Here is a 21,309-nt window from a genome sequence, read left to right on the forward strand (position 1 = left end):
GCCGCATGTCGCCCCGCCAGATCATGACCGTCTCCGAGATAAAGGCGGCCGATGCGGCGGCGGTGGCGGCCGGAACGCCGACGACCACGCTGATGGAGCGGGCAGGCAAGGGCGCGGCCGAGGCGATCCGCGCGCGCTGGTCGCGCCGTCCCGTGGTGATCTGGTGCGGCCCTGGCGACAACGGCGGCGACGGCTATGTCATCGCCCGCCACCTGAGGCGACGCGGCTGGCCGGTGCGGGTCGAGGCCCTGGCGCCGCCGGCTTCCGCCTCGTGCCGCTGGGCGGCCGAGCGCTGGCGCGGCGAGGTCCATCCGCTGAACCCGGCCGTCTCGCCGGGCGAGCTTTATGTCGACGCCCTGTTCGGCGCAGGCCTGTCGCGGCCGCTGGAAGGCGGCGCCGAGGAACTGGCGCGCGCGGCCGAGGGACTGGCCGCGCGCATCGTCGCCATCGACATGCCCAGCGGCGTCCATGGCGACACCGGCGAGCCATTGGGCGGCGCGGCGTTCCGGGCCGTGCTCACCGTCACTTTCCATCGCCGCAAGCTGGCTCATGTGCTGGCCCCGGGACGGGCGGCCTGCGGCGAGGTCGAGGTGGTCGACATCGGCCTTTCCGATACCGGCGCGGGAGCGCTGGTCGAGAACGATCCGGGCCTGTGGGGTGCGCGGTTCCCCTGGCCGTCCAGCGATGCGCACAAGCATGCGCGCGGCCGGCTGGTGGTGGTCAGCGGCGAGGCGTGGAGCACAGGCGCTGCAAGGCTGTCGGCGCGTGCGGGGCTGAGGATCGGAGCGGGCGTGGTCACCCTGCTGTCGCCGCCGGGCGCGCTGGCGGTCAACGCCGCGCATCTGGAAGCGGTGATGCTGGCGCCGTTCGAAACCGACGCCGACCTCGCCGTCCTGGCCGATCGCGCGGCGGCGGCCGTGATCGGTCCAGCCGCCGGCGTGGGCGAGGCGACGGCTCGCAACCTGACCGCGTTGGCCGGGACTGGCGCGGCCTTGGTGGTCGACGCCGACGCCCTGACCAGTTTCGCCCACGCGCCCGACGAGCTTTTTGCGCGCCTCGATCGGGACGACGTTCTGACGCCGCACGCGGGCGAGTTCGAGCGCCTGTTTCCGGGTCTGCTCAAGGCCTCGCCCGAGCGCATCGCCGCTGCGCGGGAGGCCTCGCGCCGGGCCGGGGCGATCGTGCTGCTGAAGGGGCCTGACACGGTGATCGCCGCGCCGGACGGCCGCACGGCGGTGAACCTGAACGGCTCGCCCTGGCTAGCCACCGCCGGTTCGGGCGACGTGCTGGCAGGCTTCATCGCCGGCCTTGCGGCGCAAGGCATGGGCAGCTTCGACGCCGCCTGCGCCGGCGCCTGGATCCATGCCGAATGTGGCGCGGCGCACGGCCCGGGGCTGATTGCGGAGGACCTGCCCGGATTGGCGCCGGCGGTGCTGAAGAGGCTGTGGGAAGCCCACCAGAAACCTCTCCCATAGGGAGGGGCTTGCTCGTCAGGCCCCGATGGTCTCCAGCTCGAACGGCGTGGTCTGGTAGACCTCGTTCAGCCAGTTGCCGATCAGCAGGTGGGCGTGGCTGCGCCAGCGGTTGCGGGGCGGCCGGCTGGGGTCATCGCCTGGGAAGTAGTGGGCCGGCGGTGGGGTCGAGGGATCGATCAGCCGGTCGCGGGCGTATTCGGCCGCAAGCGTGCCGGTCTCGTATTCCGGATGGTTGAACATGTAGAGCCAGCGGCGGTGGGCGTCCTCCAGCAGGCACAGGCCCGACTCTTCAGAATCGAGCAGCACGCGCAAGCCGCCGTCAGCCGGTAGGTCCTCGGGGCGCACCTCGGTCCAGCGTGACACGGGAATGTCGATCTCGTCGGCCAGGCCCCGCAGATAGGGCGAGGCCGGGGCCATGTTGGCGTGCGGGAACACGCCCGAGCGCTTGTCGGCCAGCACGTGCTTGGGCACGCCGTGGAAGTGCCGCACACCCGCCTGGGCGCCCCAGCAGACGGCCAGGCCCGCATGCACGTGGGTTTGGCTCCAGTCGAAGATGCGCGACAGCTCGTCCCAGTAGCTGACCTCTTCGAACGGCAGGGTCTCGACCGGCGCGCCCGTGACGATCAGGCCATCGAAGCGCTCGTGCCGCACCTCTTCCCAGGTGCGGTAGAAGGCCAGCATGTGCTCGGCCGAAGTGGTCTTGGGCGAATGGCTGGCCAGCTGGATCAGCGACAGTTCCACCTGAAGGGGGCTGGCGCCCAGCAGGCGCGCGAACTGGCGCTCGGTGCTGGGCTTGTCGGGCATCAGGTTCAGCAGGCCGATGCGCAGAGGCCGGATGTCCTGCCGCGCGGCTTCGGTGTCGGCCATCAGCGACAGACCTTCGGCTTCCAGCGAGGCGCGGGCCGGCAGGTCGTCGGGAATCTTGATGGGCATGGGCAGCGTCCGTCCGTCGAAAAACCAAAGACTCGCGACGGCTCTAGGGCTCACCCGTTTCGTTGCCGTCGCGGCCGCATCCCCCGACAGGGCGCCACCTTGCTCGGGAAGCAGGTTGGCGTTGGGCGAGCCCAACTCTTGATGCAGGCGTGGCTTTAAAGGCGCGGCGGCGCGGCCGCAAGGGGACGCGGGGTCGCGCTCGCGGTACGGACAGGCAGGTAGGGGCGGATTAGGCTTCTAGGCGGTGCAGCACGATCTCGGCGCGGACGCCTTCGTCGAACAGCCTGCTGCCGTAGTCGAGGGCGGCCTGGAACGATCGCTGCTCTAGGGAATCGGTGAATACCACCTGATGGTCGCAGGTGACTTCCCAACCGCCGTCGGTCTGGTTGACCTCGATCGTCCGCATACGCTGTTCTCCTACGCCATGGCGCAGTTAACCGTTGCTGATGGCGAATGGTTGCGTGCGAATCCACGAAAGTTCAAGCGCGACCGAATGGCGCGCCGGATCCGATCCGTGGGGAGGGGGAAAACCGGCCCGGGCGTCAGTCGGGGGGGCAAGGCCCGGGCCGGTCAATGTCCCGTGGCGTTTCGCTCGACGGGACACGGAGAAAACGACGTCGCCAGAGCGCGGTTCCGGGCTCGCGATAAAAATCTTCACGTGAGCCGAGGCGGCGTTGCAATCGACCGCCAAGATCAGCTTCAGTGAGCACCGAAGGTTGTTTTGCTTGCGTTGGGTCGCGTTCGTTTCGCGCGGCGCGGCGCGGGAAAGGGGCGGGAAGTGGAGCTCACCGAAGAGCAGCGGGAGCGGGTGCGCGCGATTCGCGCGGCGCAGGGGCTGGGGTTCGCCGCTCAGATGGCGGCGGCGGGCCTCGATCCGAAGAGGGATTTCCGCCACGCCAATCTGAGAGGCGTCGACTTCGACGCCGCTGACCTGGAGGGATTCGATTTCACAGGCGCGGACCTGACGGGCGCGGACCTGAGCCAGGCGCGTATAAAGGGCGCGTGTTTCAGGGATGCGCGGGTGGAGGGGGCCAGGTTTCCTGTCGCGAGGGCGGCGGGTTCGGTCGGTTCGAAACCCGCGGTGCGGTCGCGCCGGGATGTTCCGGTTCTTCGCGATCACCGTCTCCGCGCGGCGCGCGCCCTGCTGCGAGGGCAGGAGGTCTCATGGGCCGTAATGCCGTCGGGCGCGGGCAAGACCACGGTGCTCGAGCGCGTGGCCGGCGAGCTTCTGGCGCAGGACGAGATCGAGCGCGGCGTGTTCGTGGCGCCGCACAGGGCTCTTCGTGACAAGTTCAGGGAAAGCATAGCCAAGGGCCTGCCGGGACTGGACGGGCGGCGGGGCTCCAGCGATCCGGAAATGATCCAGGTCGCGTCCGTGACGCAGATGAACCGATGGGCCGGAGAGCAGTATTTCAGCCATTTGTTCGTGTCCGACGTCCATCCCGCCAGCGATCTGACTGATCTTAGGCGATCCTATCCCGCAGCGAGGATCCACGGCGTGCTGTCCTGGGAACCGCAAGGGCTTCCGGTGGGCATGGACCTCCCTCACAACCTGCGCTTCGCCATGGCCTTCGAGGGACGGGAGGTCGAGGGCAAGCGGCTCACCGTCGAGTTCATCAAGGCGGGCGGCGCGGCTTCGGCGTTGCGCAGCGCCCTGCGGATGAATGAGGACGTCGCCATGGAGGCGATCGGCGCATTCATCTCCGAGGACTTCGAGTTCCGGATGGCGAGCGAAACGAGCTTCCTGATCTGTACGCCCTTCCATCACCATCTGGTGCTGGACCGACTCGAGGCCTGGCGGCGGGCATCGACGCTTCCGCGTCGCTTCAGGATCGGCGGCGCGGATGATCTGCGGGCTGAGGCGACGCCCGGATTCTATGTCATGTCCGTGGAGGACGCGCAGAGCTTCGATGTAGCCGCCGTCGACAACCTGGTGGTGCTCTCGGGCGCGCTGCCCCAAGCGTTTGTCGACGACTGGGCGTCCTGGGGCGACGCGCCCGAGGGCGGCCCGATTCATAAGAAGCTCTACGACTACATCGGCCTCACCGTCGAGAACTGGGGAAATTGGCGAGGGGCACGGTTTCGGATGACGAACGCGATCACTCGCGCTAGATGACGCGCCCACGCGGATGTGGCGGAACTGGTAGACGCACTGGATTTAGGTTCCAGCGCCGAGAGGCGTGGAGGTTCGAGTCCTCTCATCCGCACCATGTCGCCGCGCGCAGCGTTTTGCGCGCGGCGACGCCATACCCCTTTGCTCGACGCGAAGTGTCGTGACATAAGGGCGCTCTTTCGCCGCCCCGGTGACGTGGGCGGCTATGATTTTTTGACCCCTGGGGCGGACGACGGGCGCGGGCGCCCGGATCCGAGAAGCTAAGAATGTCGATGCAGATCGTTGAAAAGTCGGGCGAAGGCCTCAGCCGGGTTTACGGCGTTACGGTGCCCGCGAGTGAGCTGGCCACGCGTCTCGAGGCTCGTATCGCCGAAGTCGCCCCGCAGATGAACGTCAAGGGCTTCCGCCCGGGCAAGGTGCCGGCCGCGCACGTGCGTCGCCTGTACGGCAAGGGCCTGATGGGCGAAGTCATCGAGCAGGCGCTCAACGAGACCACCCAGAAGATCCTGGACGACAACAAGCTGCGTCCGGCCGGCCAGCCCGACCTGAAGCCGACGTCCGACATGGACAAGGTCATCGCCGGCGGCGAGGATCTGGCCTTCGAACTGGCCGTCGAGATCATGCCGGAATTCGAGCCGATCGATCCGTCGACCATCGAACTGGTCAAGCCGGTCTACAAGATCGAGGATTCGGAAGTCGAAGAGGCCCTGGCCGAGCTGGCCAAGCAGGCCCGCACCTATGAGCCGCGCAAGGGCAAGAGCCTGAAGGCCAAGGACGGCGACCAGCTGCTGATCGACTTCGTCGGCACCATCGACGGCGTCGCCTTCGCCGGCGGCACCGCCAACGACGCCGAGCTGGTGCTCGGTTCGGGCCAGTTCATCCCGGGCTTCGAAGAGCAACTGGTCGGCGCCAAGCCGGAAGACGTCGTCACCGTGAAGGTGAAGTTCCCGGAAGACTACCAGGCCGCCGAGCTGGCCGGTAAGGACGCCGAGTTCGCCACCACCGTGAAGGAAGTCCGCGCCCCGGTGGACGCGGAAGCCGACGACGAGCTGGCCAAGCGCCTGGGCCTGGCCGACCTGGCCGCCCTGAAGGATCTGATGAAGTCCAACCTGGAAGGCCGCTACACCAACAGCTCGCGCTTCAAGCTCAAGCGCGCCCTGCTGGACGTGCTGGACAGCAAGCACGACTTCGCCCTGCCGCCGCGCATGGTCGAGGCCGAGTTCGCCGGCATCTGGCAACAGGTCCAGGCCGACAAGACCCAAGGCGGCCTGCCGCCGGAAGACGCCGACAAGACCGAAGAGCAGCTGCAAGACGAGTACAAGAAGATCGCCGAGCGCCGCGTGCGCCTGGGTCTGGTGCTCGCCGAGATCGGCCGCAAGAACGACGTCGTCGTCACCGACCAGGAACTGAACGAAGCGATCGTCCGCGAAGCCCGCCAGTACGGCGCCCAGGCTCAGCAGGTGTTCGACATGTACCGCCAGCGCGCCGACCTGCAGGCCTCGCTGCGCGCCCCGATCTACGAAGACAAGGTCGTCGACCTGATCTTCGACAAGGCCAAGATCGAAGAGAAGGCCGTCTCCAAGGAAGAGCTCCTGGAAGAAGACGACCTGCCGGAAGGCTACGGCGGCTAAAAGCCTCGTTCCTTCGGGACACGAACAAGAAGGCGCGGATCGCAAGGTCCGCGCCTTTTCTTTTGCGCATTTTCGTTGGGGGCGGGCGCCTTGCAACCTGTTAAGCGCCACGCGATATGCGTGGGGTGCGCCGGCGCGACGCTGATTCGCGCCCGCAAAGACATTTCGAGAAGGGCGAACCCTACATGATGTACGATCCGGTCGAGACGGCGATGAATCTGGTTCCGATGGTGGTCGAGCAGACCAGCCGCGGCGAGCGCGCCTTCGACATCTTCTCGCGCCTCCTGAAGGAGCGGATCATCTTCCTCACCGGCCCCGTCGAGGACGGCATGGCCTCGCTGATCTGCGCCCAGCTGCTCTTCCTGGAGTCGGAGAACCCCAAGAAGGAAATCGCCATGTACATCAACTCGCCGGGCGGCGTGGTGACGTCGGGCCTGGCGATCTACGACACCATGCAATACATCAAGAGCCCGGTGACGACGGTGTGCATGGGCATGGCCGCCTCGATGGGCAGCCTGCTTCTGTGCGCCGGCGCGCCCGGCCAGCGCATCGCCCTGCCGAACGCCCGCATCATGGTCCACCAGCCCTCGGGCGGCTTCCGCGGCCAGGCCTCGGACATCATGCGTCACGCCGAGGACATCTCGAAGACCAAGCGTCGCCTGAACGAGATCTACGTCAAGCACTGCGGCCGCACCTATGACGAAGTCGAGCGCGACCTGGATCGCGACAACTTCATGAGCGCCGAGGAAGCCAAGGCCTGGGGCCTGATAGACCAGATCAACGAGAACCGCGAAACCTCCGAAGCCGGCGCGTAAGCGTCGCTGAGTTCGCGAGGCGAGGCCGCCGACCTACAGGTCGGCGGCTTTTTCTTTGCTGTCTCAATGGTCCCGCTTTCGCCACGTCATGCGAGCGAGCGAAACAAACCGGCCCCAGATCGGCCGGGCGGGGCGGTGACAAGGATCCATGACGATCCCTGAGCCCCGGAGCCTGGCCATGACCGCCCGCCGTCGCCTTTCGCTGCTTTCGGCCCTCGCGGCCTTCCTGAGCCTGGCCGGCGCGGCCGCCAACGCCCAGGACTTCTCCGACCCCGCGCCGCGCCACGGCGTCGCCACCATGCGCGTCGGGGTCAGCCCCGAGCAGGTGCAGCAGATCGTTTCCGACCGCCTGTTGCAGGACGGCGTGACGGCGGGCCTGGCCACCCTGCGCCAGAACCTGGCCCTGACGCCGGCCCAGCAGGACCGCTGGCGCGACTTCATCCTGGCTTCCAGCGCCCGGCCGGCAGGCGTGGTCCTGGCCGTGGCCGCGCCGGAGGACGAGACGCCCCTGGCCCAGGCCCGTGCGGGCCTCGCTCTCCAGCGCGAGCAGCTGGCCGTCGAGCAGCGACGGGTCAAGGCGATGGCGCGGCTCTACAAGGCCCTGGACGGCGACCAGCGCGCCGTCTTCGACCAGGCCTATTCGGCGATCGGCAGCCTGTCGGTGTCGACCCAGGCGACGGGCCTGACGTCGGCCGGGGCGAGCGTCGAATAGAACCCTCTCCCTGAAGGGGAGGGTCTATCAGACCGGCTTGCCCTTGAAGATGCGGTAGCCGCGCTCCTGGGCGATGGCCAGCATCTCGGTGTCGCCAGAGGTGTCGCCATAGGCGGCCGCCAGCTTCACGCGCTCGCCGAAGGTCTCGCGCAGGCGCACCACCTTTTCCGGTCCCCGGCAGTTGGGGCCCGAAAGGCCGCCTGTCACCTTGCCGTTCAGGTCGTAGGCCAGCTTGGTGCCGATCAGCAGGTCGGCGCCGATGCCGCGGGCGAACGGGGCGACCACCGTGTCGGGCGAGGCGGTGACGATCACCATCCGGGCGCCCTGGGCTCGCCAGCGCCGCCACACCGCCAGGGCGTCGGGGCGAAACAGGCTCTGGGCGTGGGTCTCGGCGAAGGTGCGCGCCTGGGCCTCCAGCCGCTCCTGCGGCACGCCCTTGAGGAACTCGCGGATGGCCGCGGCCTTGATGCGGCCGCGATCACGGTGGAACAGGTAGGAGAGGGCGGCCGGCGCCAGGCGGATCATGCCCATCGTCCAGCGGCCGCCGCTGACCCGCCATTTCAGGAAGGCGGTGAAGCTGTCGCGCACCGTCAGCGTGCCGTCGAAGTCGAAGGCTACCAGCGGGGGGCTGGCTTCGGTGTGCGTCGGGGCGTGAGCGTCTTCCGACGCCTCGTGAATCTCGGACATCTCGTCTCCGCCCACCGGGCGAACTCCTTTTTGCGGCGCCGCTTGCAGCACGATTCCGGTCGCTTGCAGAAAGATTAGAGCCTGCGGCGATGTTCCGCAGCCCACTGATCGCTTGCTTTGGCCTACAGTCGTCCCATCTAGGGATGGAATCCCATGGTCAGAACCGAAACATCCACGAACTTGGCGCCGGAAACGGGCTCCAAGGCTTGTGCCGCGCGTTCGGATCGGGGAATGTCAAGGATTAGACAACTCCCGTTGGGTATCCTGTTGCTTCGGTGGCGGGATACGCGTTGGGAGTCGGCGGTAGCGGCTTTCGCCGTATCCGCCCTAGCGTGAGAAGCGACCATGACGAAAGCCGCCAGCGGCGACGCCAAGAGCACCCTGTACTGTTCTTTTTGCGGAAAGAGCCAACATGAAGTGCGCAAGCTCATCGCCGGACCCACCGTGTTCATCTGCGATGAATGCGTCGAGCTTTGCATGGATATCATCCGTGAAGAGCACAAGATCGCCTTCGTGAAGTCCAAGGACGGCGTCCCGACGCCGCGCGAGATCTGCGAAGTCCTGGACGACTACGTGATCGGCCAAGGTCACGCCAAGAAGGTGCTCGCGGTCGCGGTGCACAACCACTACAAGCGCCTGAACCACGCCTCGAAGAACAACGACGTGGAACTGGCCAAGTCGAACATCCTGCTGGTCGGTCCGACCGGTACGGGTAAGACCCTGCTGGCCCAGACGCTGGCTCGAATCATCGACGTGCCGTTCACGATGGCCGACGCCACCACCCTGACCGAAGCCGGTTACGTGGGTGAGGACGTCGAGAACATCGTGCTCAAGCTGCTGCAAGCCGCCGACTACAACGTCGAGCGCGCCCAGCGCGGCATCGTCTACATCGACGAAATCGACAAGATCAGCCGCAAGTCCGACAACCCGTCGATCACCCGCGACGTGTCGGGCGAAGGCGTGCAGCAGGCCCTGCTGAAGATCATGGAAGGCACCGTCGCCTCCGTGCCGCCGCAAGGCGGGCGCAAGCATCCCCAGCAAGAGTTCCTGCAGGTCGACACGACGAACATCCTGTTCATCTGCGGCGGTGCCTTCGCGGGTCTCGAACGCATCATCTCGGCCCGCGGCTCGGCCAAGTCGATCGGCTTCGGCGCCAAGGTCGCCGATCCGGAAGACCGTCGCACCGGCGAGATCCTGCGTGGCGTCGAGCCCGACGACCTGCAGCGTTTCGGCCTGATCCCGGAATTCATCGGCCGTCTGCCGGTGATCGCCACCCTGGAGGACCTCGACGAGGCCGCCCTGGTGAAGATCCTGACCGAGCCGAAGAACGCCTTCGTCAAGCAGTACCAGCGCCTGTTCGAGATGGAGAACATCGGCCTGACCTTCACCGAGGACGCCCTGCACCAGGTCGCCAAGAAGGCCATCGCCCGCAAGACCGGCGCCCGCGGCCTGCGCTCGATCATGGAAGGCATCCTGCTGGAGACCATGTTCGAACTGCCCAACTACGAGGGCGTCGAGGAAGTGGTGGTCAACGCCGAGGTCGTCGAAGGCCGGGCCCAGCCGCTGCTGATCTACGCGGAAAAGAAGGGCGGCGCCGCCTCGGCCTAACCGCCGGCGACGCAAGCTGAAACGAGAACGGCGGGTCCCAAAGGGCCCGCCGTTTTTCGTTTGGAACCTCCCCCTGTGGGGGGGGCGGCCCAAGGCCGGAGGGGGATGTTTTCAGCTTCCGCTATGCTCGGAGGTCATCGCCACTCCCCCCAGCGATAGCTACGCGATCGCCTTCCCCACGGGGGGGAGGTTCCACAGGGAGTCACCCCGCGTCGTTCAGTCCGGACGCCGGCTTCCAGTCGAACAGGGCCTGCAACGTCCGCACCGCCTCGCCGCGCGGCGAGGTCAGGGCCGGATCGCGGGCCAGGATCAGGCGGGCGTCGTCGGCGGCGACGGCGATCAGGTCGCGGTGCGCCACCGGGTCGGCCAGGCGGTAGGCCGGGAAACCGCTCTGCTTGAGGCCCAGCGGATCGCCGCCGCCGCGCAGTTCCAGGTCCTTCTCGGCGATCTCGAAGCCGTCGTCGGAGCGCCGCAGGATGTCCAACCGCTGTTGCGCCACCTCCGACAGCGGCGGATCGTAGAGCAGCACGCAGGAGCTTTCGCGCATCCCGCGACCCACTCTCCCGCGAAGCTGATGAAGCTGCGCCAGGCCGAACCGGTCGGCATGCTCGATGACCATGATGCTGGCGTTGGGCACGTTGACGCCCACCTCGACCACGGTGGTGGCCACCAGAACGCCGACCTCGCCGTCGACGAAGGCCTGCATGACCGCGTCCTTTTCGGCCGCCGGCATCTGGCCGTGCACCAGGCCGACGCGCGGCCCCAGCATCTTCCGCAGATCGGCGGCGCGATCCTCGGCGGCGCGCAGATCTACCTTCTCGGACTCCGAGACCAGCGGGCAGATCCAGAACGCCTGTGCGCCACCCTCGATGGCGGCCCGCAGGCGATCGACGATCTCGGGCACGCGCGGCGTCGGCGCGGCGCGCGTGGCTACTGGCGTGCGGCCTGGCGGCTTCTCGTCGATGCGCGAGACGTCCAGGTCGCCGAACACGGTCAGTTCCAGCGTCCGAGGGATCGGGGTGGCCGACATGGCCAGGAGGTGCACGCCTTCGCCCTTCTCCTGCAACCGCCGACGCTCGTTGACGCCGAAGCGGTGCTGCTCGTCGATGATGGTCAGGGCCAGGTTCTGGAAGGCCACGTCGTCCTGGAACAGGGCATGGGTGCCCACCGCCACGGCCGCCGAGCCGTCGGCCAGCTTTTGCAGCTTGGCGGCGCGAGCCGCGCCCTTGTCGCGGCCGGTCAGCAGCACGACGGCGAGGCCTTGCGCCTCAAGCGGCGGGGCCAGGGTCTCGTAGTGCTGGCGGGCCAGGATCTCGGTCGGGGCCATCAGGGCCGACTGGAAGCCGGCGCCGGCCGCGTCGGCCATGGCCAGCATGGCCACCACCGTCTTGCCTGAGCCGACGTCGCCTTGCAGCAGGCGACTCATCCGCTCGCCGCGAGCGAGATCCCCGCGCACTTCCGACAGGGCCCGCACCTGGGCGCCGGTCAGGCGGAAGGGCAGGGCCTTCTCGGCCGCCTCGGCCAGTGGTCCGGAGGCGATGCGCGGCCCAGGCTGGGCGCGCTTGCCGGCCTTGCGCTGCGCCAGGGCCAACTGGTGGGCCAGCAGCTCGTCATAGGCCAGGCGCCGGCGCGCCGCCGACATAGGCGACAGGTCGATCTCGCCTTCGGGCCCGTGCAGGCGCTCGAAGGCCTCCCGCCAGGGCGGTAGGCCCTCGCGGGCCATCCAGGCCGAATCCTGCCATTCAGGCAGGTCCTGGGCGCGCGACAGGGCCTCCAGCGCGAACTTGCGGAAGGTGCGCGAGGGCAGGCCGGCCGTGGCCGGATAGACCGGCTCGATCGGCGGGATTTCGTCGATCCGCTCGGCCTCGAGCATGTAGTCAGGGTGGGCGACCTGGATCTCGGAGCCGAACCGCTCGACCTTGCCGCTGACGGCCCGTCGCGTTCCGACCGGATGCTGGCGCTCCAGGTGCGGGCCGTGGCCCTTGAACCAGACCAGTGTGACGAAACCTGTCTCATCCCAGCCGCGGATCCGCCAGGGCTGGCCCGAACGCTGCGGCGGCAGGTGGGCGTCGATGGTGACGACGAAGGTCTGGACCTGGCCGTCCTGGGCCAAGGCGGCCGTCGTCGCCGTGCGGCGGATCAGGCTTTGCGGCGGCGTGAACAGCACGTCGCGCACGATCGGCCCGGCCAGCTTCTCGACCAGGGGCGCGACGCGGGGTCCGACCCCCTTGAGGGTCGAGATGTCGGCGAACAGAGGAAAGAGCGACTCGGGACGCATCGGCGGGAGGATAGCCAAGGCAAGGTGTTCTCGTCCCGTTCGCCTTGCGCGAATTTGTGGACCGGACTGACTAACGGCCCCGCTTATCGGAGACTCGCTCATGCCCTTCGCCACCCATCGCGGCCATAAGATCCACTACACGGTGGAGGGGCGGGGGCCGCTCGTGGTGCTGCAGCACGGCCTGTTCATGGACGCCGATAGCTGGCGGGCTAACGGCCTTTTGGCCGCCCTGGCCGATCGCTTCACCGTGGCCTGCATCGACTCCCTGGGGCATGGCCTCAGCGACAAGCCGGCCGATCCGGCCCTTTACGCCCAGGACCAGCGGGCGGGCGACATCGTGGCGGTGCTCGACGCCCTGGGCGCGGAGAAGGCGCACCTGGTCGGCTACTCGATGGGCGGCTGGATGGCGGTTGGCGTCGCCAAATACTATCCCCAGCGCCTGGCGTCGCTGACGATCGGCGGCTGGGACCTGGCGGGCGGCGTGCCCAAGGGACCGGCCGGGCCGATCCGGTTCGACATCTTCTGGGGTTTCAGCCAGCAGGTCGCGCCGGCGCTGGTCAGTTGGGTGACGCCGGAGGTCCTGCCGGCCATGCAGGCCTGCTTCGAGGCGCTGAACGTGTTGGACGGCGCGGCGCAGGCGGTGCTGGGCGCTGGCGTTCCGGTGCTGTTGTGGGACGGGACGGCGGATCCCTATCACGCGCCGTCCCAAGCCTTCGCGGCGGCCAACGACCTGCCGTTCCTGTCGACGCCAGGCGACCACCTGCAGGCGATCCTGTCGCCCCAGGCCGAAGTGGTCGCGAGGCTCGGCGAGTTCTTCGCCGAGGCCTGACGCGATCAGTCTTCCGCTTGCACGGGGTTGCCCACCGGCGACAGTTCGGCCAGCAGGTCGGCCAGTTCGTCGGCGCGCGCGGCGCCCGAGACATTCAGGCGGATGTAGAGATGCTCGGCGCTGTGTTTCTCGGCCGCCTCGGCGAAGCCGCGGGTCGAGTCGTGCAGATTGTTGGCCTCGCCGGCGAACACCACGACGCCTTCGGCGTTCACATAGAGGTAGTTGCCGGCGATCGTGGTGCGCGGGTCGCGATCCTCGGCCAGCTTGTAGCGATAGACGGCGCCCGAAGCGCCTTTCAGGTCGATATAGGGTTTCACGAATCCTCGCCTCTAGACACACGCGGCGTAGCCCGGGAGGGGTGCGGGGCGCCAGAGGCTAAATTATGGCTGCAAGCTTCGCAATTTGCTGAGAAACCTTTGTGTTCGCTCTTCGCGGGGTTCGGCGAACAGGATCGCCGACGGGCCTTCCTCCAGGATCGCGCCCTCATCCATGAAGATCGTTCGGTCGGCGACCTCGCGGGCGAAGTCCATCTGGTGGGTGACGATGACCATGGTCCGCTTCTCGGCCGCCAGGTCGCGAATGACCGCCAGCACCTCGCCCACGAGCTCTGGATCGAGCGCCGAGGTCGGTTCGTCGAACAAAATGACCTCCGGATCCATGGCCAGGGCCCGGGCGATGGCGCAGCGCTGCTGCTGGCCGCCGGAGAGGGCGCCCGGATAGGCGTCGGCCCGATGGGCCAGGCCCACCTTGGTCAGCAGCGCCAGGGCCTGTTCCCGGGCCTTGGCGGGCGGATCGCCGCGCACGACAATCGGCGCCTCGGCGACGTTCTCGACCGCGGTCTTGTGCGGGAAGAGATTGAAGTTCTGGAACACGAACCCGACCCGCCCCTTCAGGGCGCGGGCCAGGGGGACCTTGCCGCCGGACGCGACGCCGGCGATCGACAGGGTTCCGCCGTTCAGCGTCTCCAGGCCCGCCAGGCAGCGCAGCAGGGTGCTCTTGCCCGAGCCGCTGGGGCCGATGACGGCCACCACCTCGCCGGGCGCCACCGCCAGGTCGACGCCGTTCAGCACGGCCGTGTCGCCGAAGCGCTTGGACAGGCCCTTGGCCTCGATGGCGCTCATCGGCGGGCCTCCGCGCGGCGTTCCAGCCACCCCTGGCCCAGCGCCAGCAGGCTGGAGACGATCCAGTAGATGGCCGCGGCGCTGAGATACATGGCGAAGATCTCGTACGTCCGGGCGGTGATCAGCTGGGCCTGGCGGAACAGTTCGGGCACCTGGATGGTCGCGGCCAGCGAGGTGTCCTTCACCAGGCTGATGAAGCTGTTGGACAGCGGCGCCACGGCGGTGCGGGCGGCCTGGGGCAGGATGATCCGGCGCATGGCCTGGCTCGGCGACAGCCCCAGAACTGCGGCCGCCTCCCGTTGGCCCTTGTCGACGGCGGCGATGGCGCTGCGCAGGATCTCGCCGGCGTATGCGGCCACGTTCAGGGAAAAGCCGATACCGGCCGCCGCCAGCGGCGGCAGCTCGACGCCGAACTGGGGCAGGCCGTAATAGATCAGGAACAGCTGCACCAGGAGCGGCGTGCCCCGGAACGCCGAGACATAGATCGCCGCCGGCCAGCGAAGGAACGGCGAGCGTGACAGCCGCATCAGCGCCAGGCCAAAGCCGAGCACGAGGCCAAGGCCCATGCCGATCAGGCTGAGCAGCACGGTATAGCCCGCGCCTTTCAGCAGCAGCGGAACCGACTGGGCTATGAGTTCGGCGGCGTCCATCGGCTAGTGGGTCACGTCCAGGCCGAACCACTTCTGCGAAATGGCGGCCAGGCGTCCGTCGGCCCGCAGGGCGTCGATGGCCTCGTCGATCAGGACCTTCAGGGCCGGGTCGCGCTTCATCACCACGCCCTGGCTCTGCTGGGCGAAGGGCGGGCCGGCCGCGACCAGGTCCGGCGCGGTCTTCAGGAAGTCGGCGGCCACCAGACGGTCGTTCAGCACCGCGTCGATGCGGCCGGCCCGCAGGTCCTGGTACTTGGTCGGGTCGTCGTCGTAGGTGCGGACCTCGGCCTTGGGCTGGTTCTGGCGCAGCCACTGCTCGTAATGGGTGCCCAAGCCCACGCCGACCTTCTTGCCGGCGAGGTCGGCGGGGCCGGTGATGCCAGCCTTGCCCTTGGGTACGATGATCAGGATGCCCGAGACCGTATAGGGCTTGGAGAAGTCGTACTTGGCCGCCCGTTCGGGCGTGATGGTGATCTGGTTGATGACGACATCGGTGCGGCCCGATTCCAGCGCGCCCAGCAGGCCCGCGAACGGGGCGGCGACGAACTGCGGCTTCACCTTCATCTGGTCGGCCAGGGCCTTGCCGAACTCGACGTCGAAGCCGGTCAGCTGGCCGTCCGGGCCTTGGAAGTTGAACGGCGGGTAGGTGCCTTCCAGGCCGATCCGCAGGGTCTTGGTCGCCTCCACGCGGGCCGCGCCGCTCTGGCCGCCGGCTGACTCCTTGCCGCCGCAGCCGGCCAGGGCCAGCGCGCTCCCGGCCCCGAGGCCGAGCAGGATGTCACGGCGAGCGGGGAATCGCATGGCGGGCCTCGAAGCAAAGGTCATCGGTCCAGTTCTATACCGCTGCGCCGGCGCCGCCAGGGGCAAGGCGGCTGCATGGGCGTTCAAGCACGACCTGACGGCGATTTAACCTGACGTGGTCCGTTCGCTCTGGCTTGCTGCCGACTGTTTGCTTTTCGGGGGAAGCGCGGATGGCCCACACCTTCGATCCGGCCGCGGCCACGGCGGCCTATCTGGCGCAGATTTCGCCAGAGGCGCACGCCAAGGCGGTCGCCTATACGCACGGCGGCCACTGGCTGCTGTTATGGGGCGCGCTGGTCGCCTTGCTGGTCGCGTTCCTGATCGTACGCAGCGGCGTGCTCGTCGTGCTGAGGCGCAGGTTCGAGGGACGGCGAAACCGCCCGCTGCTGGTCAGCTACTGGATCGGCGGACTCTACATCGTCTTCGACGCCGTGCTGTCGCTGCCCTGGAGCATCTACAGCGACTGGTGGCGGCCCAGGCAGTACGGCCTGACCAGCCAGAGCTTCATCGGCTGGTTGACGGAAAGCACGATCTTGCTGGTTCTCACCGGCCTGATCGGCGGTCTGTTCTTCGCCTTCCTATACGCCCTGATCCGCAAGGCGCCGCGCACCTGGTGGCTGTGGGGCGGCGGACTGACCGCGGTCTTCATCGCCATCGGCATGCTGCTCGGGCCGCCTTACATCGAGCCGATCTTCAACAAATACACGCCCGCGCCGGCCGGACCGGTCCGTGACGAGGTCGTCGCCATGGCGCGTCAGGTCGGCGTGCCGTCGGACAAAATCTTCATCTACGACGGCTCCAAGCAGTCAAACGCCTATACCGCCAACGTCTCGGGCCTGTTCGGCTCGGCTCGCGTGGCGATGAGCGACACCATGTTCAAGAAGGGCGCGGACATCGCCGAGGTGCGCGGGGTGGTCGGGCACGAGATAGGCCACTACGCCCATCAGCACGCCTTGTGGATCGTGGGCGTGACGAGCCTGCTGGCGATCCTGGCCTTCTTCCTCGTCGACCGGCTGTTCGCGCCGGCGTGCCGCCTGATGGGCGGCGAGGGGATCAGGGGGCTGTCCGATCCAGCCGGCCTGCCGGTGCTGAGCGCGGTGCTGGCCGTGCTGCTGCTTCTGGCGACGCCGGTGACCAACAGCCTGATCCGCATCATCGAGAGCGACGCCGACCGCTACAGCCTGGTCCACTTCGACGAGCCGGACGGCCTGGCCAAGGCGTTGATTAAGACGGTCGAGTATCGCGCGCCTATGCCCGGGAGGCTGGAGGAGGTCATGTTCTACGACCATCCGGCTGTCGGTCGCCGCATCCGGCGAGCCATGGAATGGAAGGCTGCGCATCCCAAGCCCGTTTCGCAGGCGGCGCCTGACGCCGTGGCCAAGGCGGCTTTCGCCGACCGTATCGTGGTCTTTCCGAACCTGCCGGTCGGGATGGACGGCATCGCGCTGAAGGCCGACGGGACGTGGTTCGAGCGGCACGACTTCGGCTGGTCGAAGGGGCGCTACGCCGTCGCCGGCGGAAAGCTGTGTCTGGACGAGGAGCGCGGGTCGCGCCGCTGCTACGCCATCGGCCGGACGCGCGACGGCTGGACGCTGGCCCAGGGCGCCGGCGCGCCCGTGGCCGTGGCGCTGGAGCGCATGCGAGCCTCGGCCTCGCCCGGATAAGGGACGAAGGCCATCCATCGGGGATGGCCTTCGATCGGGCGGCTCGCGGCTAGCGCTTCCTGACGAACACCGTGCCGGCCGAATAGCCGGCGCCGAAGCTGCAGATCAGGCCCGTGTCGCCGGGGGCGAAATCGTCGTTGGCGCTGTGGAAGGCGATGATCGAGCCGGCCGAGCTGGTGTTGGCGTACTCGTCGAGGATGATGACGTTCTCGCCGGCCTCGGGATCGCGGCCCAGCACCTTGCGGGCGATCAGGTCGTTCATGTTGATGTTGGCCTGGTGCAGCCACAGGCGCTTGAGGGCCGTGGCGTCCAGGCCGATGTCGCCGGCGTGCTCGACGATCATCTCGCTGACCATCGGCACCACCTCGCGGAACACCTTGCGGCCTTCCTGCACGAACAGCTTGTCCCTGGCGCCCACGCCTTCCGGGGCGGCGTTGTTCAGGAAGCCGAAGTTGTTGCGGATGTTGTTCGAGAACTGGGTCTTCAGGCGCGTGCCGAGGATCTCCCAGCCGCCCGTCGCCTGCGAGGCCTCTTCCAGGATCACGGCCGTGGCCACGTCGCCGAAGATGAAGTGGCTGTCGCGGTCCTTGAAGTTCAGGTGGCCCGAGCAGATCTCAGGATTGACCATCAGCACGGCCTTGGCGCTGCCGGTGGCGATGAAGTCGGCGGCGGTCTTGATGCCGAAGGTGGCAGACGAGCAGGCGACATTCATGTCGAAGGCGAAGCCCTCGATGCCCAGCGCTTGCTGCACCTCGATGGCCATGGCCGGATAGGCGCGCTGCATGTTCGAGGCCGCGCAGATCACCGCGCCGATCTCGCTGACCGGCTTGCCCCAGGCGTCGATGGCCGCTTGTGCGGCCTTAACGGCCATCTCGGCCAGGATCGAGATCTGGTCGTTGGGTCGCTCGGGCAGGTTCGGACGCATGACCTCGGGGTCGATGATGCTGTCCTTGTTCATCACGTAGCGGGCCTTGATGCCCGAAGCTTTCTCGATGAACTCCGGCGAGGAGGGGGCGAGGGCCGTGACCTCGCCGGCGGCGATGGCCTCGGCGTTGGCGGCGTTGAAGCGTTCGACATAGGCGTTGAAGGCGTCGACCAGTTCTACGTTCGAGATGCTGAACGGCGGGGTGTAGAGCCCCGTGGCGGCGATGACGGCTTGATGCAAGGCGGCGGTCCCGATGGGCCGGCGCGCGACATGGGCGCGCCGATCTGATCACTGTTTGGACGCGATCAATAGCACGCCCCGCGCCGCCGTCACCTGCCAAGCGGGCGTGTCCTGCCTGCATCGGTTGCGGCTATTCGACCTGCCGCAGCGGAACTTTCGGCAGGCGGCCATAATCACCGGTCCAAATGTCGGAAACGTCACGCAATGGCCCCAAACAGGTCAGGGTGCGGTCAAATACGGGCCTCGTTGCCCCAATACCCAAAGGAGGCTGAGGGAGCACAAGAAATCCCAGTACCAGGAGTAAAAATAATGAAGGTTCTCATGTCTGCGGCCGTGGCCGCCATGTCGGTCGCTGCTGTTCCGGTCCTGGCCCATGCTCAATCGAGCTCGCCGGAGATCTACGGCAATCTCGGTTACAACAGCTCGCGCGCCGAAGGCGCCGACACGGGCGCCATCCAGGGCCGCCTGGGCGCGAAGCTGACCCCGCACTTCGGCGTCGAGGGCGAACTGTCCGGCGGCGTGAAGGACGACAACATCGACCGCGCCGGCGTCCGCTCCAGTATCGAGCAGACCCACTCGGCCGCGGTCTATGGCGTCGGCTTCCTGCCGGTGACCCCGAACATCGACCTGATCGGTCGCGTCGGCTACGGCAACACGCAGTTCAAGCAGAAGCTGGCCGGCGTGGAGAACAAGTTCGACGCCGACAGCGTCAACTATGGCGTCGGCGCCCAGTACAAGTTCGACGACAAGAACGGCGTGCGCGTCGACTACACGCGTCAGCAGTTCCGCGACAACGACGCCGATGACGCCAACGTCGTGTCGGTGGGCTACGCCCGCAAGTTCTAAGGGCTTGCCGCAAAGAAAAAGCGCGCCGCTCTCCCTGCGAGGGCGGCGCGCTTTGGCTTGCCTCGTCGAAGCCTCAGGCGAAGGTTTCGGCGGCGTCCGTGTGGGTCTGCTTCGGGTCCGGGCCGAACTTGTTCGGGCCCGTCGTGCCGGGCAGGATGTAGAAGACCAGCAGCACGATCGCGCCGATCAGCGGGATCAGGCCGATCAGGATCCACCAGGCCGAACGGTCGGTGTCGTGCAGGCGGCGGAACGAGACCGCGAGGCTGGGAATGAACATCGCCAGCGAGAAGGCCAGGCTGACCAGGCCCAGGGCGTCGAAGCTGCCGCTCTCCAGGCTTTGAGGGCCGCTGACGATCAGCCGCAGGATCGTGATGGCGATGCTGACGGCGAAGGTGAACAGCGCGAAGAGCCAGTATTCCGAACGGCGAGCCCGGCCGGAGAACTGCGCATATTTGCGCAGCGGTTCGAACATCAAAGACATACCCGTTTCCCTTACCCCGCGTGATGCGTGCGATTCGCAACTTGAGCGGCGAATCCAGTCGCGTAAACCCCCGTTCTGCCGCTTGACGTGATCGCTGGTCGGCCAGACCTTCGACCAACACGGGGGAGGAGGCGGCGATGAACAACGCGCTGCTCATACAATTGCTGGGCTCGGCGCTGGCCGTGGCCCTGCTGGTGGGGCTGTCGGCCTGGGCGAGGATCGCCCGGCCGTCGCCGCCGCTGGACGAGGTCGCGGCGCGGGCTCTGCTGGCCGAAGAGTTCCCGGATCACCGTGCCGAGGCGGTCTGGATCGCCGGCGACGCCGCCGCCGTTGTGGCTCGCGCGGGAGACCTGGCGCTGGTGCTCTGGCGCAAGGGCGACGGCTACGTGGCCCGCTCTGCGGCCTGGCGCGACGTCGTGGCGGCCAGTCCGGCCGATGGGCGCGTGCGCCTGGCGGCCGTCGACGGCGCGCCGCGTCTTCGCCTGGGCGAGCGCCCCTGGCCGCCCCTGGAGGCCGCCGCATGAAACCCGCCTTCGATCCTGTCCAACTCGCCATCCCGTTCTTCGTGATCGCGATCGTGCTGGAGGTCCTGCTCGCCCGTTTCGGCAAGGCCAGGGCCAATTACGAGCCGCGCGACGCGGCGACCTCGCTGCTGATGGGACTAGGCAGCACGATCGCCGGGCTGCTGACCGGCGGCGCGGTGTTCGCCGCAAGCCTGTGGGTCTACCAGCATCGGCTGTTCACGATCCCGATGACGGCGATCTGGGCCTGGGTCGTGCTTTTCTTCGCCGAGGACCTGACCTACTACTGGTTCCACCGCCTGAGCCACGAGCGGCGCTTCTGGTGGGCCAGCCACGTCAACCATCACAGCTCGACCCACTACAATCTGACCACGGCCCTGCGGCAAACCTGGACGGGAGGGGTAGCTGGGACCTGGCTCTTGTGGCTGCCGCTGTCGTTCCTGGGCTTTCCGCCGGCCATGGTGGCGATCCAGAAGGGGATCAGCCTCGTCTACCAGTTCTGGATCCATACCGAGGCCGTGCGGCGCATGCCGGCCTGGTTCGAGGCGGTATTCAACACGCCCTCGCACCATCGCGTACACCACGCCCGCAACCCGCGCTATCTCGACGCCAACTACGCGGGGATCCTGATCATCTGGGACCGGATGTTCGGCACCTTCATCGCCGAAGACGACGCCGAGCCCTGTCGATACGGCATCGTGCGGAACCTGCCGAACTTCAATCTCCTGGCCAACGTCTTCCACGAGTGGATCGGCATCGGGAAGGACCTGGCGGGAAGCCGCTCGCCGCGCGAGGTTATCGGCTATCTCTTCGGCCCGCCGGGGTGGAGCCCCGACGGGTCAAGAGAGACCTCCCATAAGCTCAAGGCCAAGTGGCGGGTGCGGGAGGAGAGGGCGGCAGCCGAGCTCAAGGGGGAAATCCCCGCCCTTCGGCAGGCTCAGGGCGAGGATTTACTGCAAGGCCGGAATTAGCCCTCATC

Annotated in this window: 21 protein-coding genes, 1 tRNA gene and 1 riboswitch; of the genes, 12 read left to right on the plus strand and 10 right to left on the minus strand. The window is 67.8% G+C overall.

What is annotated here, in order from left to right; all coding sequences use genetic code 11:
• Positions 1–5: 5 nt before the first annotated feature.
• Complete coding sequence (locus SGCZBJ_RS09315) at positions 6–1,475, plus strand: NAD(P)H-hydrate dehydratase (protein WP_101717924.1); 1,470 nt, start codon at positions 6–8, stop codon at positions 1,473–1,475.
• 15 nt (positions 1,476–1,490) lie between these two features.
• On the opposite strand, the gene SGCZBJ_RS09320 is transcribed toward SGCZBJ_RS09315, so the two are convergent.
• The gene (locus SGCZBJ_RS09320) at positions 1,491–2,408 is read right to left on the minus strand and encodes a homoserine O-succinyltransferase (protein WP_101717725.1); all 918 of its coding nucleotides are present in this window, start codon (positions 2,406–2,408) and stop codon (positions 1,491–1,493) included.
• Between the two features lie 48 nt (positions 2,409–2,456).
• Positions 2,457–2,558: riboswitch (SAM-I-IV-variant riboswitch) on the minus strand.
• 79 nt (positions 2,559–2,637) lie between these two features.
• Complete coding sequence (locus tag SGCZBJ_RS25615) at positions 2,638–2,814, minus strand: hypothetical protein (RefSeq protein WP_165799284.1); 177 nt, start codon at positions 2,812–2,814, stop codon at positions 2,638–2,640.
• Positions 2,815–3,186: 372 nt separating this feature from the next.
• On the opposite strand from SGCZBJ_RS25615, the gene SGCZBJ_RS09330 reads away from it, so the two are divergent.
• From SGCZBJ_RS09330 to SGCZBJ_RS09350, 5 genes are all read left to right on the plus strand, one after another.
• A complete protein-coding gene (locus tag SGCZBJ_RS09330) occupies positions 3,187–4,524 on the plus strand; it encodes a pentapeptide repeat-containing protein (protein ID WP_205685353.1) in 1,338 nt (445 codons plus the stop codon).
• Positions 4,525–4,533: 9 nt separating this feature from the next.
• A tRNA-Leu gene (locus tag SGCZBJ_RS09335) sits at positions 4,534–4,618 on the plus strand.
• Between the two features lie 175 nt (positions 4,619–4,793).
• The gene (gene tig / locus SGCZBJ_RS09340) at positions 4,794–6,152 is read left to right on the plus strand and encodes a trigger factor (RefSeq protein WP_276308943.1); all 1,359 of its coding nucleotides are present in this window, start codon (positions 4,794–4,796) and stop codon (positions 6,150–6,152) included.
• A gap of 185 nt (positions 6,153–6,337) precedes the next feature.
• Positions 6,338–6,967, plus strand: coding sequence for an ATP-dependent Clp protease proteolytic subunit (locus SGCZBJ_RS09345; RefSeq protein ID WP_101717727.1), 630 nt, complete (start codon positions 6,338–6,340; stop codon positions 6,965–6,967).
• A gap of 178 nt (positions 6,968–7,145) precedes the next feature.
• A complete protein-coding gene (locus tag SGCZBJ_RS09350) occupies positions 7,146–7,679 on the plus strand; it encodes a Spy/CpxP family protein refolding chaperone (RefSeq protein WP_165799285.1) in 534 nt (177 codons plus the stop codon).
• 27 nt (positions 7,680–7,706) lie between these two features.
• Here SGCZBJ_RS09350 and SGCZBJ_RS09355 read toward each other — a convergent pair whose 3' ends face one another.
• The gene (locus SGCZBJ_RS09355; protein ID WP_101717729.1) at positions 7,707–8,366 is read right to left on the minus strand and encodes an HAD-IB family hydrolase; all 660 of its coding nucleotides are present in this window, start codon (positions 8,364–8,366) and stop codon (positions 7,707–7,709) included.
• Between the two features lie 345 nt (positions 8,367–8,711).
• Here SGCZBJ_RS09355 and clpX point away from each other — a divergent pair, with 345 nt between their 5' ends.
• Positions 8,712–9,974 (plus strand): ATP-dependent Clp protease ATP-binding subunit ClpX, encoded by a 1,263-nt coding sequence (gene clpX, locus SGCZBJ_RS09360; RefSeq protein ID WP_101715701.1) that lies wholly within the window; start codon positions 8,712–8,714, stop codon positions 9,972–9,974.
• 202 nt (positions 9,975–10,176) lie between these two features.
• Here clpX and recG read toward each other — a convergent pair whose 3' ends face one another.
• Entirely contained in the window at positions 10,177–12,252 is a 2,076-nt protein-coding gene (recG, locus tag SGCZBJ_RS09365; protein WP_101717730.1) for an ATP-dependent DNA helicase RecG, read from the minus strand.
• Between the two features lie 100 nt (positions 12,253–12,352).
• On the opposite strand from recG, the gene SGCZBJ_RS09370 reads away from it, so the two are divergent.
• Entirely contained in the window at positions 12,353–13,081 is a 729-nt protein-coding gene (locus SGCZBJ_RS09370) for an alpha/beta fold hydrolase (RefSeq protein WP_101717731.1), read from the plus strand.
• 5 nt (positions 13,082–13,086) lie between these two features.
• Here SGCZBJ_RS09370 and SGCZBJ_RS09375 read toward each other — a convergent pair whose 3' ends face one another.
• The 4 genes from SGCZBJ_RS09375 to tcyJ form a co-directional block, all read right to left on the minus strand.
• Positions 13,087–13,398, minus strand: coding sequence for a hypothetical protein (locus SGCZBJ_RS09375; RefSeq protein WP_101717732.1), 312 nt, complete (start codon positions 13,396–13,398; stop codon positions 13,087–13,089).
• Positions 13,399–13,461: 63 nt separating this feature from the next.
• Complete coding sequence (locus SGCZBJ_RS09380) at positions 13,462–14,202, minus strand: amino acid ABC transporter ATP-binding protein (protein ID WP_101717733.1); 741 nt, start codon at positions 14,200–14,202, stop codon at positions 13,462–13,464.
• Positions 14,199–14,852 (minus strand): cystine ABC transporter permease, encoded by a 654-nt coding sequence (gene tcyL, locus SGCZBJ_RS09385; RefSeq protein WP_101717734.1) that lies wholly within the window; start codon positions 14,850–14,852, stop codon positions 14,199–14,201. The genes SGCZBJ_RS09380 and tcyL overlap by 4 nt, the downstream gene beginning before the upstream one ends.
• A 3-nt stretch (positions 14,853–14,855) precedes the next feature.
• On the minus strand, positions 14,856–15,653 hold the full coding sequence (gene tcyJ, locus SGCZBJ_RS09390; RefSeq protein WP_101717735.1) for a cystine ABC transporter substrate-binding protein: 798 nt from the start codon (positions 15,651–15,653) through the stop codon (positions 14,856–14,858).
• A gap of 170 nt (positions 15,654–15,823) precedes the next feature.
• Between tcyJ and SGCZBJ_RS09395 the strand changes: the two genes are divergently transcribed.
• Complete coding sequence (locus SGCZBJ_RS09395; protein ID WP_101717736.1) at positions 15,824–17,317, plus strand: M48 family metalloprotease; 1,494 nt, start codon at positions 15,824–15,826, stop codon at positions 17,315–17,317.
• A gap of 49 nt (positions 17,318–17,366) precedes the next feature.
• Here the strand turns inward: SGCZBJ_RS09395 and SGCZBJ_RS09400 are convergent, their stop codons facing one another.
• The gene (locus SGCZBJ_RS09400; protein ID WP_101717737.1) at positions 17,367–18,482 is read right to left on the minus strand and encodes a beta-ketoacyl-ACP synthase III; all 1,116 of its coding nucleotides are present in this window, start codon (positions 18,480–18,482) and stop codon (positions 17,367–17,369) included.
• A gap of 309 nt (positions 18,483–18,791) precedes the next feature.
• Between SGCZBJ_RS09400 and SGCZBJ_RS09405 the strand changes: the two genes are divergently transcribed.
• Positions 18,792–19,328, plus strand: coding sequence for a porin family protein (locus SGCZBJ_RS09405; protein WP_101717738.1), 537 nt, complete (start codon positions 18,792–18,794; stop codon positions 19,326–19,328).
• A 73-nt stretch (positions 19,329–19,401) separates the two neighbouring features.
• On the opposite strand, the gene SGCZBJ_RS09410 is transcribed toward SGCZBJ_RS09405, so the two are convergent.
• On the minus strand, positions 19,402–19,809 hold the full coding sequence (locus tag SGCZBJ_RS09410) for a DUF805 domain-containing protein (protein ID WP_101717739.1): 408 nt from the start codon (positions 19,807–19,809) through the stop codon (positions 19,402–19,404).
• A gap of 137 nt (positions 19,810–19,946) precedes the next feature.
• Between SGCZBJ_RS09410 and SGCZBJ_RS09415 the strand changes: the two genes are divergently transcribed.
• Complete coding sequence (locus SGCZBJ_RS09415; protein ID WP_101717740.1) at positions 19,947–20,333, plus strand: hypothetical protein; 387 nt, start codon at positions 19,947–19,949, stop codon at positions 20,331–20,333.
• Complete coding sequence (locus SGCZBJ_RS09420; protein ID WP_101717741.1) at positions 20,330–21,301, plus strand: sterol desaturase family protein; 972 nt, start codon at positions 20,330–20,332, stop codon at positions 21,299–21,301. Before SGCZBJ_RS09415 ends, SGCZBJ_RS09420 begins: the two co-directional genes overlap by 4 nt.
• Positions 21,302–21,309 lie beyond the last annotated feature (8 nt).

This window comes from Caulobacter zeae (assembly GCF_002858925.1).
GTDB lineage: Bacteria > Pseudomonadota > Alphaproteobacteria > Caulobacterales > Caulobacteraceae > Caulobacter > Caulobacter zeae.

Excerpts from the sequence above, each read along its gene's own strand:
- SGCZBJ_RS09315 (WP_101717924.1), top strand. The coding sequence starts at position 6 with ATGTCGCCCCGCCAGATCATGACCGTCTCCGAGATAAAGGCGGCCGAT.
- SGCZBJ_RS09320 (WP_101717725.1), bottom strand. The coding sequence starts at position 2,408 with ATGCCCATCAAGATTCCCGACGACCTGCCGGCCCGCGCCTCGCTGGAA.
- SGCZBJ_RS25615 (WP_165799284.1), bottom strand. The coding sequence starts at position 2,814 with ATGCGGACGATCGAGGTCAACCAGACCGACGGCGGTTGGGAAGTCACC.
- tig (WP_276308943.1), top strand. The coding sequence starts at position 4,794 with ATGCAGATCGTTGAAAAGTCGGGCGAAGGCCTCAGCCGGGTTTACGGC.
- SGCZBJ_RS09345 (WP_101717727.1), top strand. The coding sequence starts at position 6,338 with ATGATGTACGATCCGGTCGAGACGGCGATGAATCTGGTTCCGATGGTG.
- SGCZBJ_RS09350 (WP_165799285.1), top strand. The coding sequence starts at position 7,146 with ATGACCGCCCGCCGTCGCCTTTCGCTGCTTTCGGCCCTCGCGGCCTTC.
- SGCZBJ_RS09355 (WP_101717729.1), bottom strand. The coding sequence starts at position 8,366 with ATGTCCGAGATTCACGAGGCGTCGGAAGACGCTCACGCCCCGACGCAC.
- clpX (WP_101715701.1), top strand. The coding sequence starts at position 8,712 with ATGACGAAAGCCGCCAGCGGCGACGCCAAGAGCACCCTGTACTGTTCT.
- recG (WP_101717730.1), bottom strand. The coding sequence starts at position 12,252 with ATGCGTCCCGAGTCGCTCTTTCCTCTGTTCGCCGACATCTCGACCCTC.
- SGCZBJ_RS09370 (WP_101717731.1), top strand. The coding sequence starts at position 12,353 with ATGCCCTTCGCCACCCATCGCGGCCATAAGATCCACTACACGGTGGAG.
- SGCZBJ_RS09380 (WP_101717733.1), bottom strand. The coding sequence starts at position 14,202 with ATGAGCGCCATCGAGGCCAAGGGCCTGTCCAAGCGCTTCGGCGACACG.
- tcyL (WP_101717734.1), bottom strand. The coding sequence starts at position 14,852 with ATGGACGCCGCCGAACTCATAGCCCAGTCGGTTCCGCTGCTGCTGAAA.
- tcyJ (WP_101717735.1), bottom strand. The coding sequence starts at position 15,653 with ATGCGATTCCCCGCTCGCCGTGACATCCTGCTCGGCCTCGGGGCCGGG.
- SGCZBJ_RS09395 (WP_101717736.1), top strand. The coding sequence starts at position 15,824 with ATGGCCCACACCTTCGATCCGGCCGCGGCCACGGCGGCCTATCTGGCG.
- SGCZBJ_RS09405 (WP_101717738.1), top strand. The coding sequence starts at position 18,792 with ATGAAGGTTCTCATGTCTGCGGCCGTGGCCGCCATGTCGGTCGCTGCT.
- SGCZBJ_RS09410 (WP_101717739.1), bottom strand. The coding sequence starts at position 19,809 with ATGTCTTTGATGTTCGAACCGCTGCGCAAATATGCGCAGTTCTCCGGC.
- SGCZBJ_RS09415 (WP_101717740.1), top strand. The coding sequence starts at position 19,947 with ATGAACAACGCGCTGCTCATACAATTGCTGGGCTCGGCGCTGGCCGTG.
- SGCZBJ_RS09420 (WP_101717741.1), top strand. The coding sequence starts at position 20,330 with ATGAAACCCGCCTTCGATCCTGTCCAACTCGCCATCCCGTTCTTCGTG.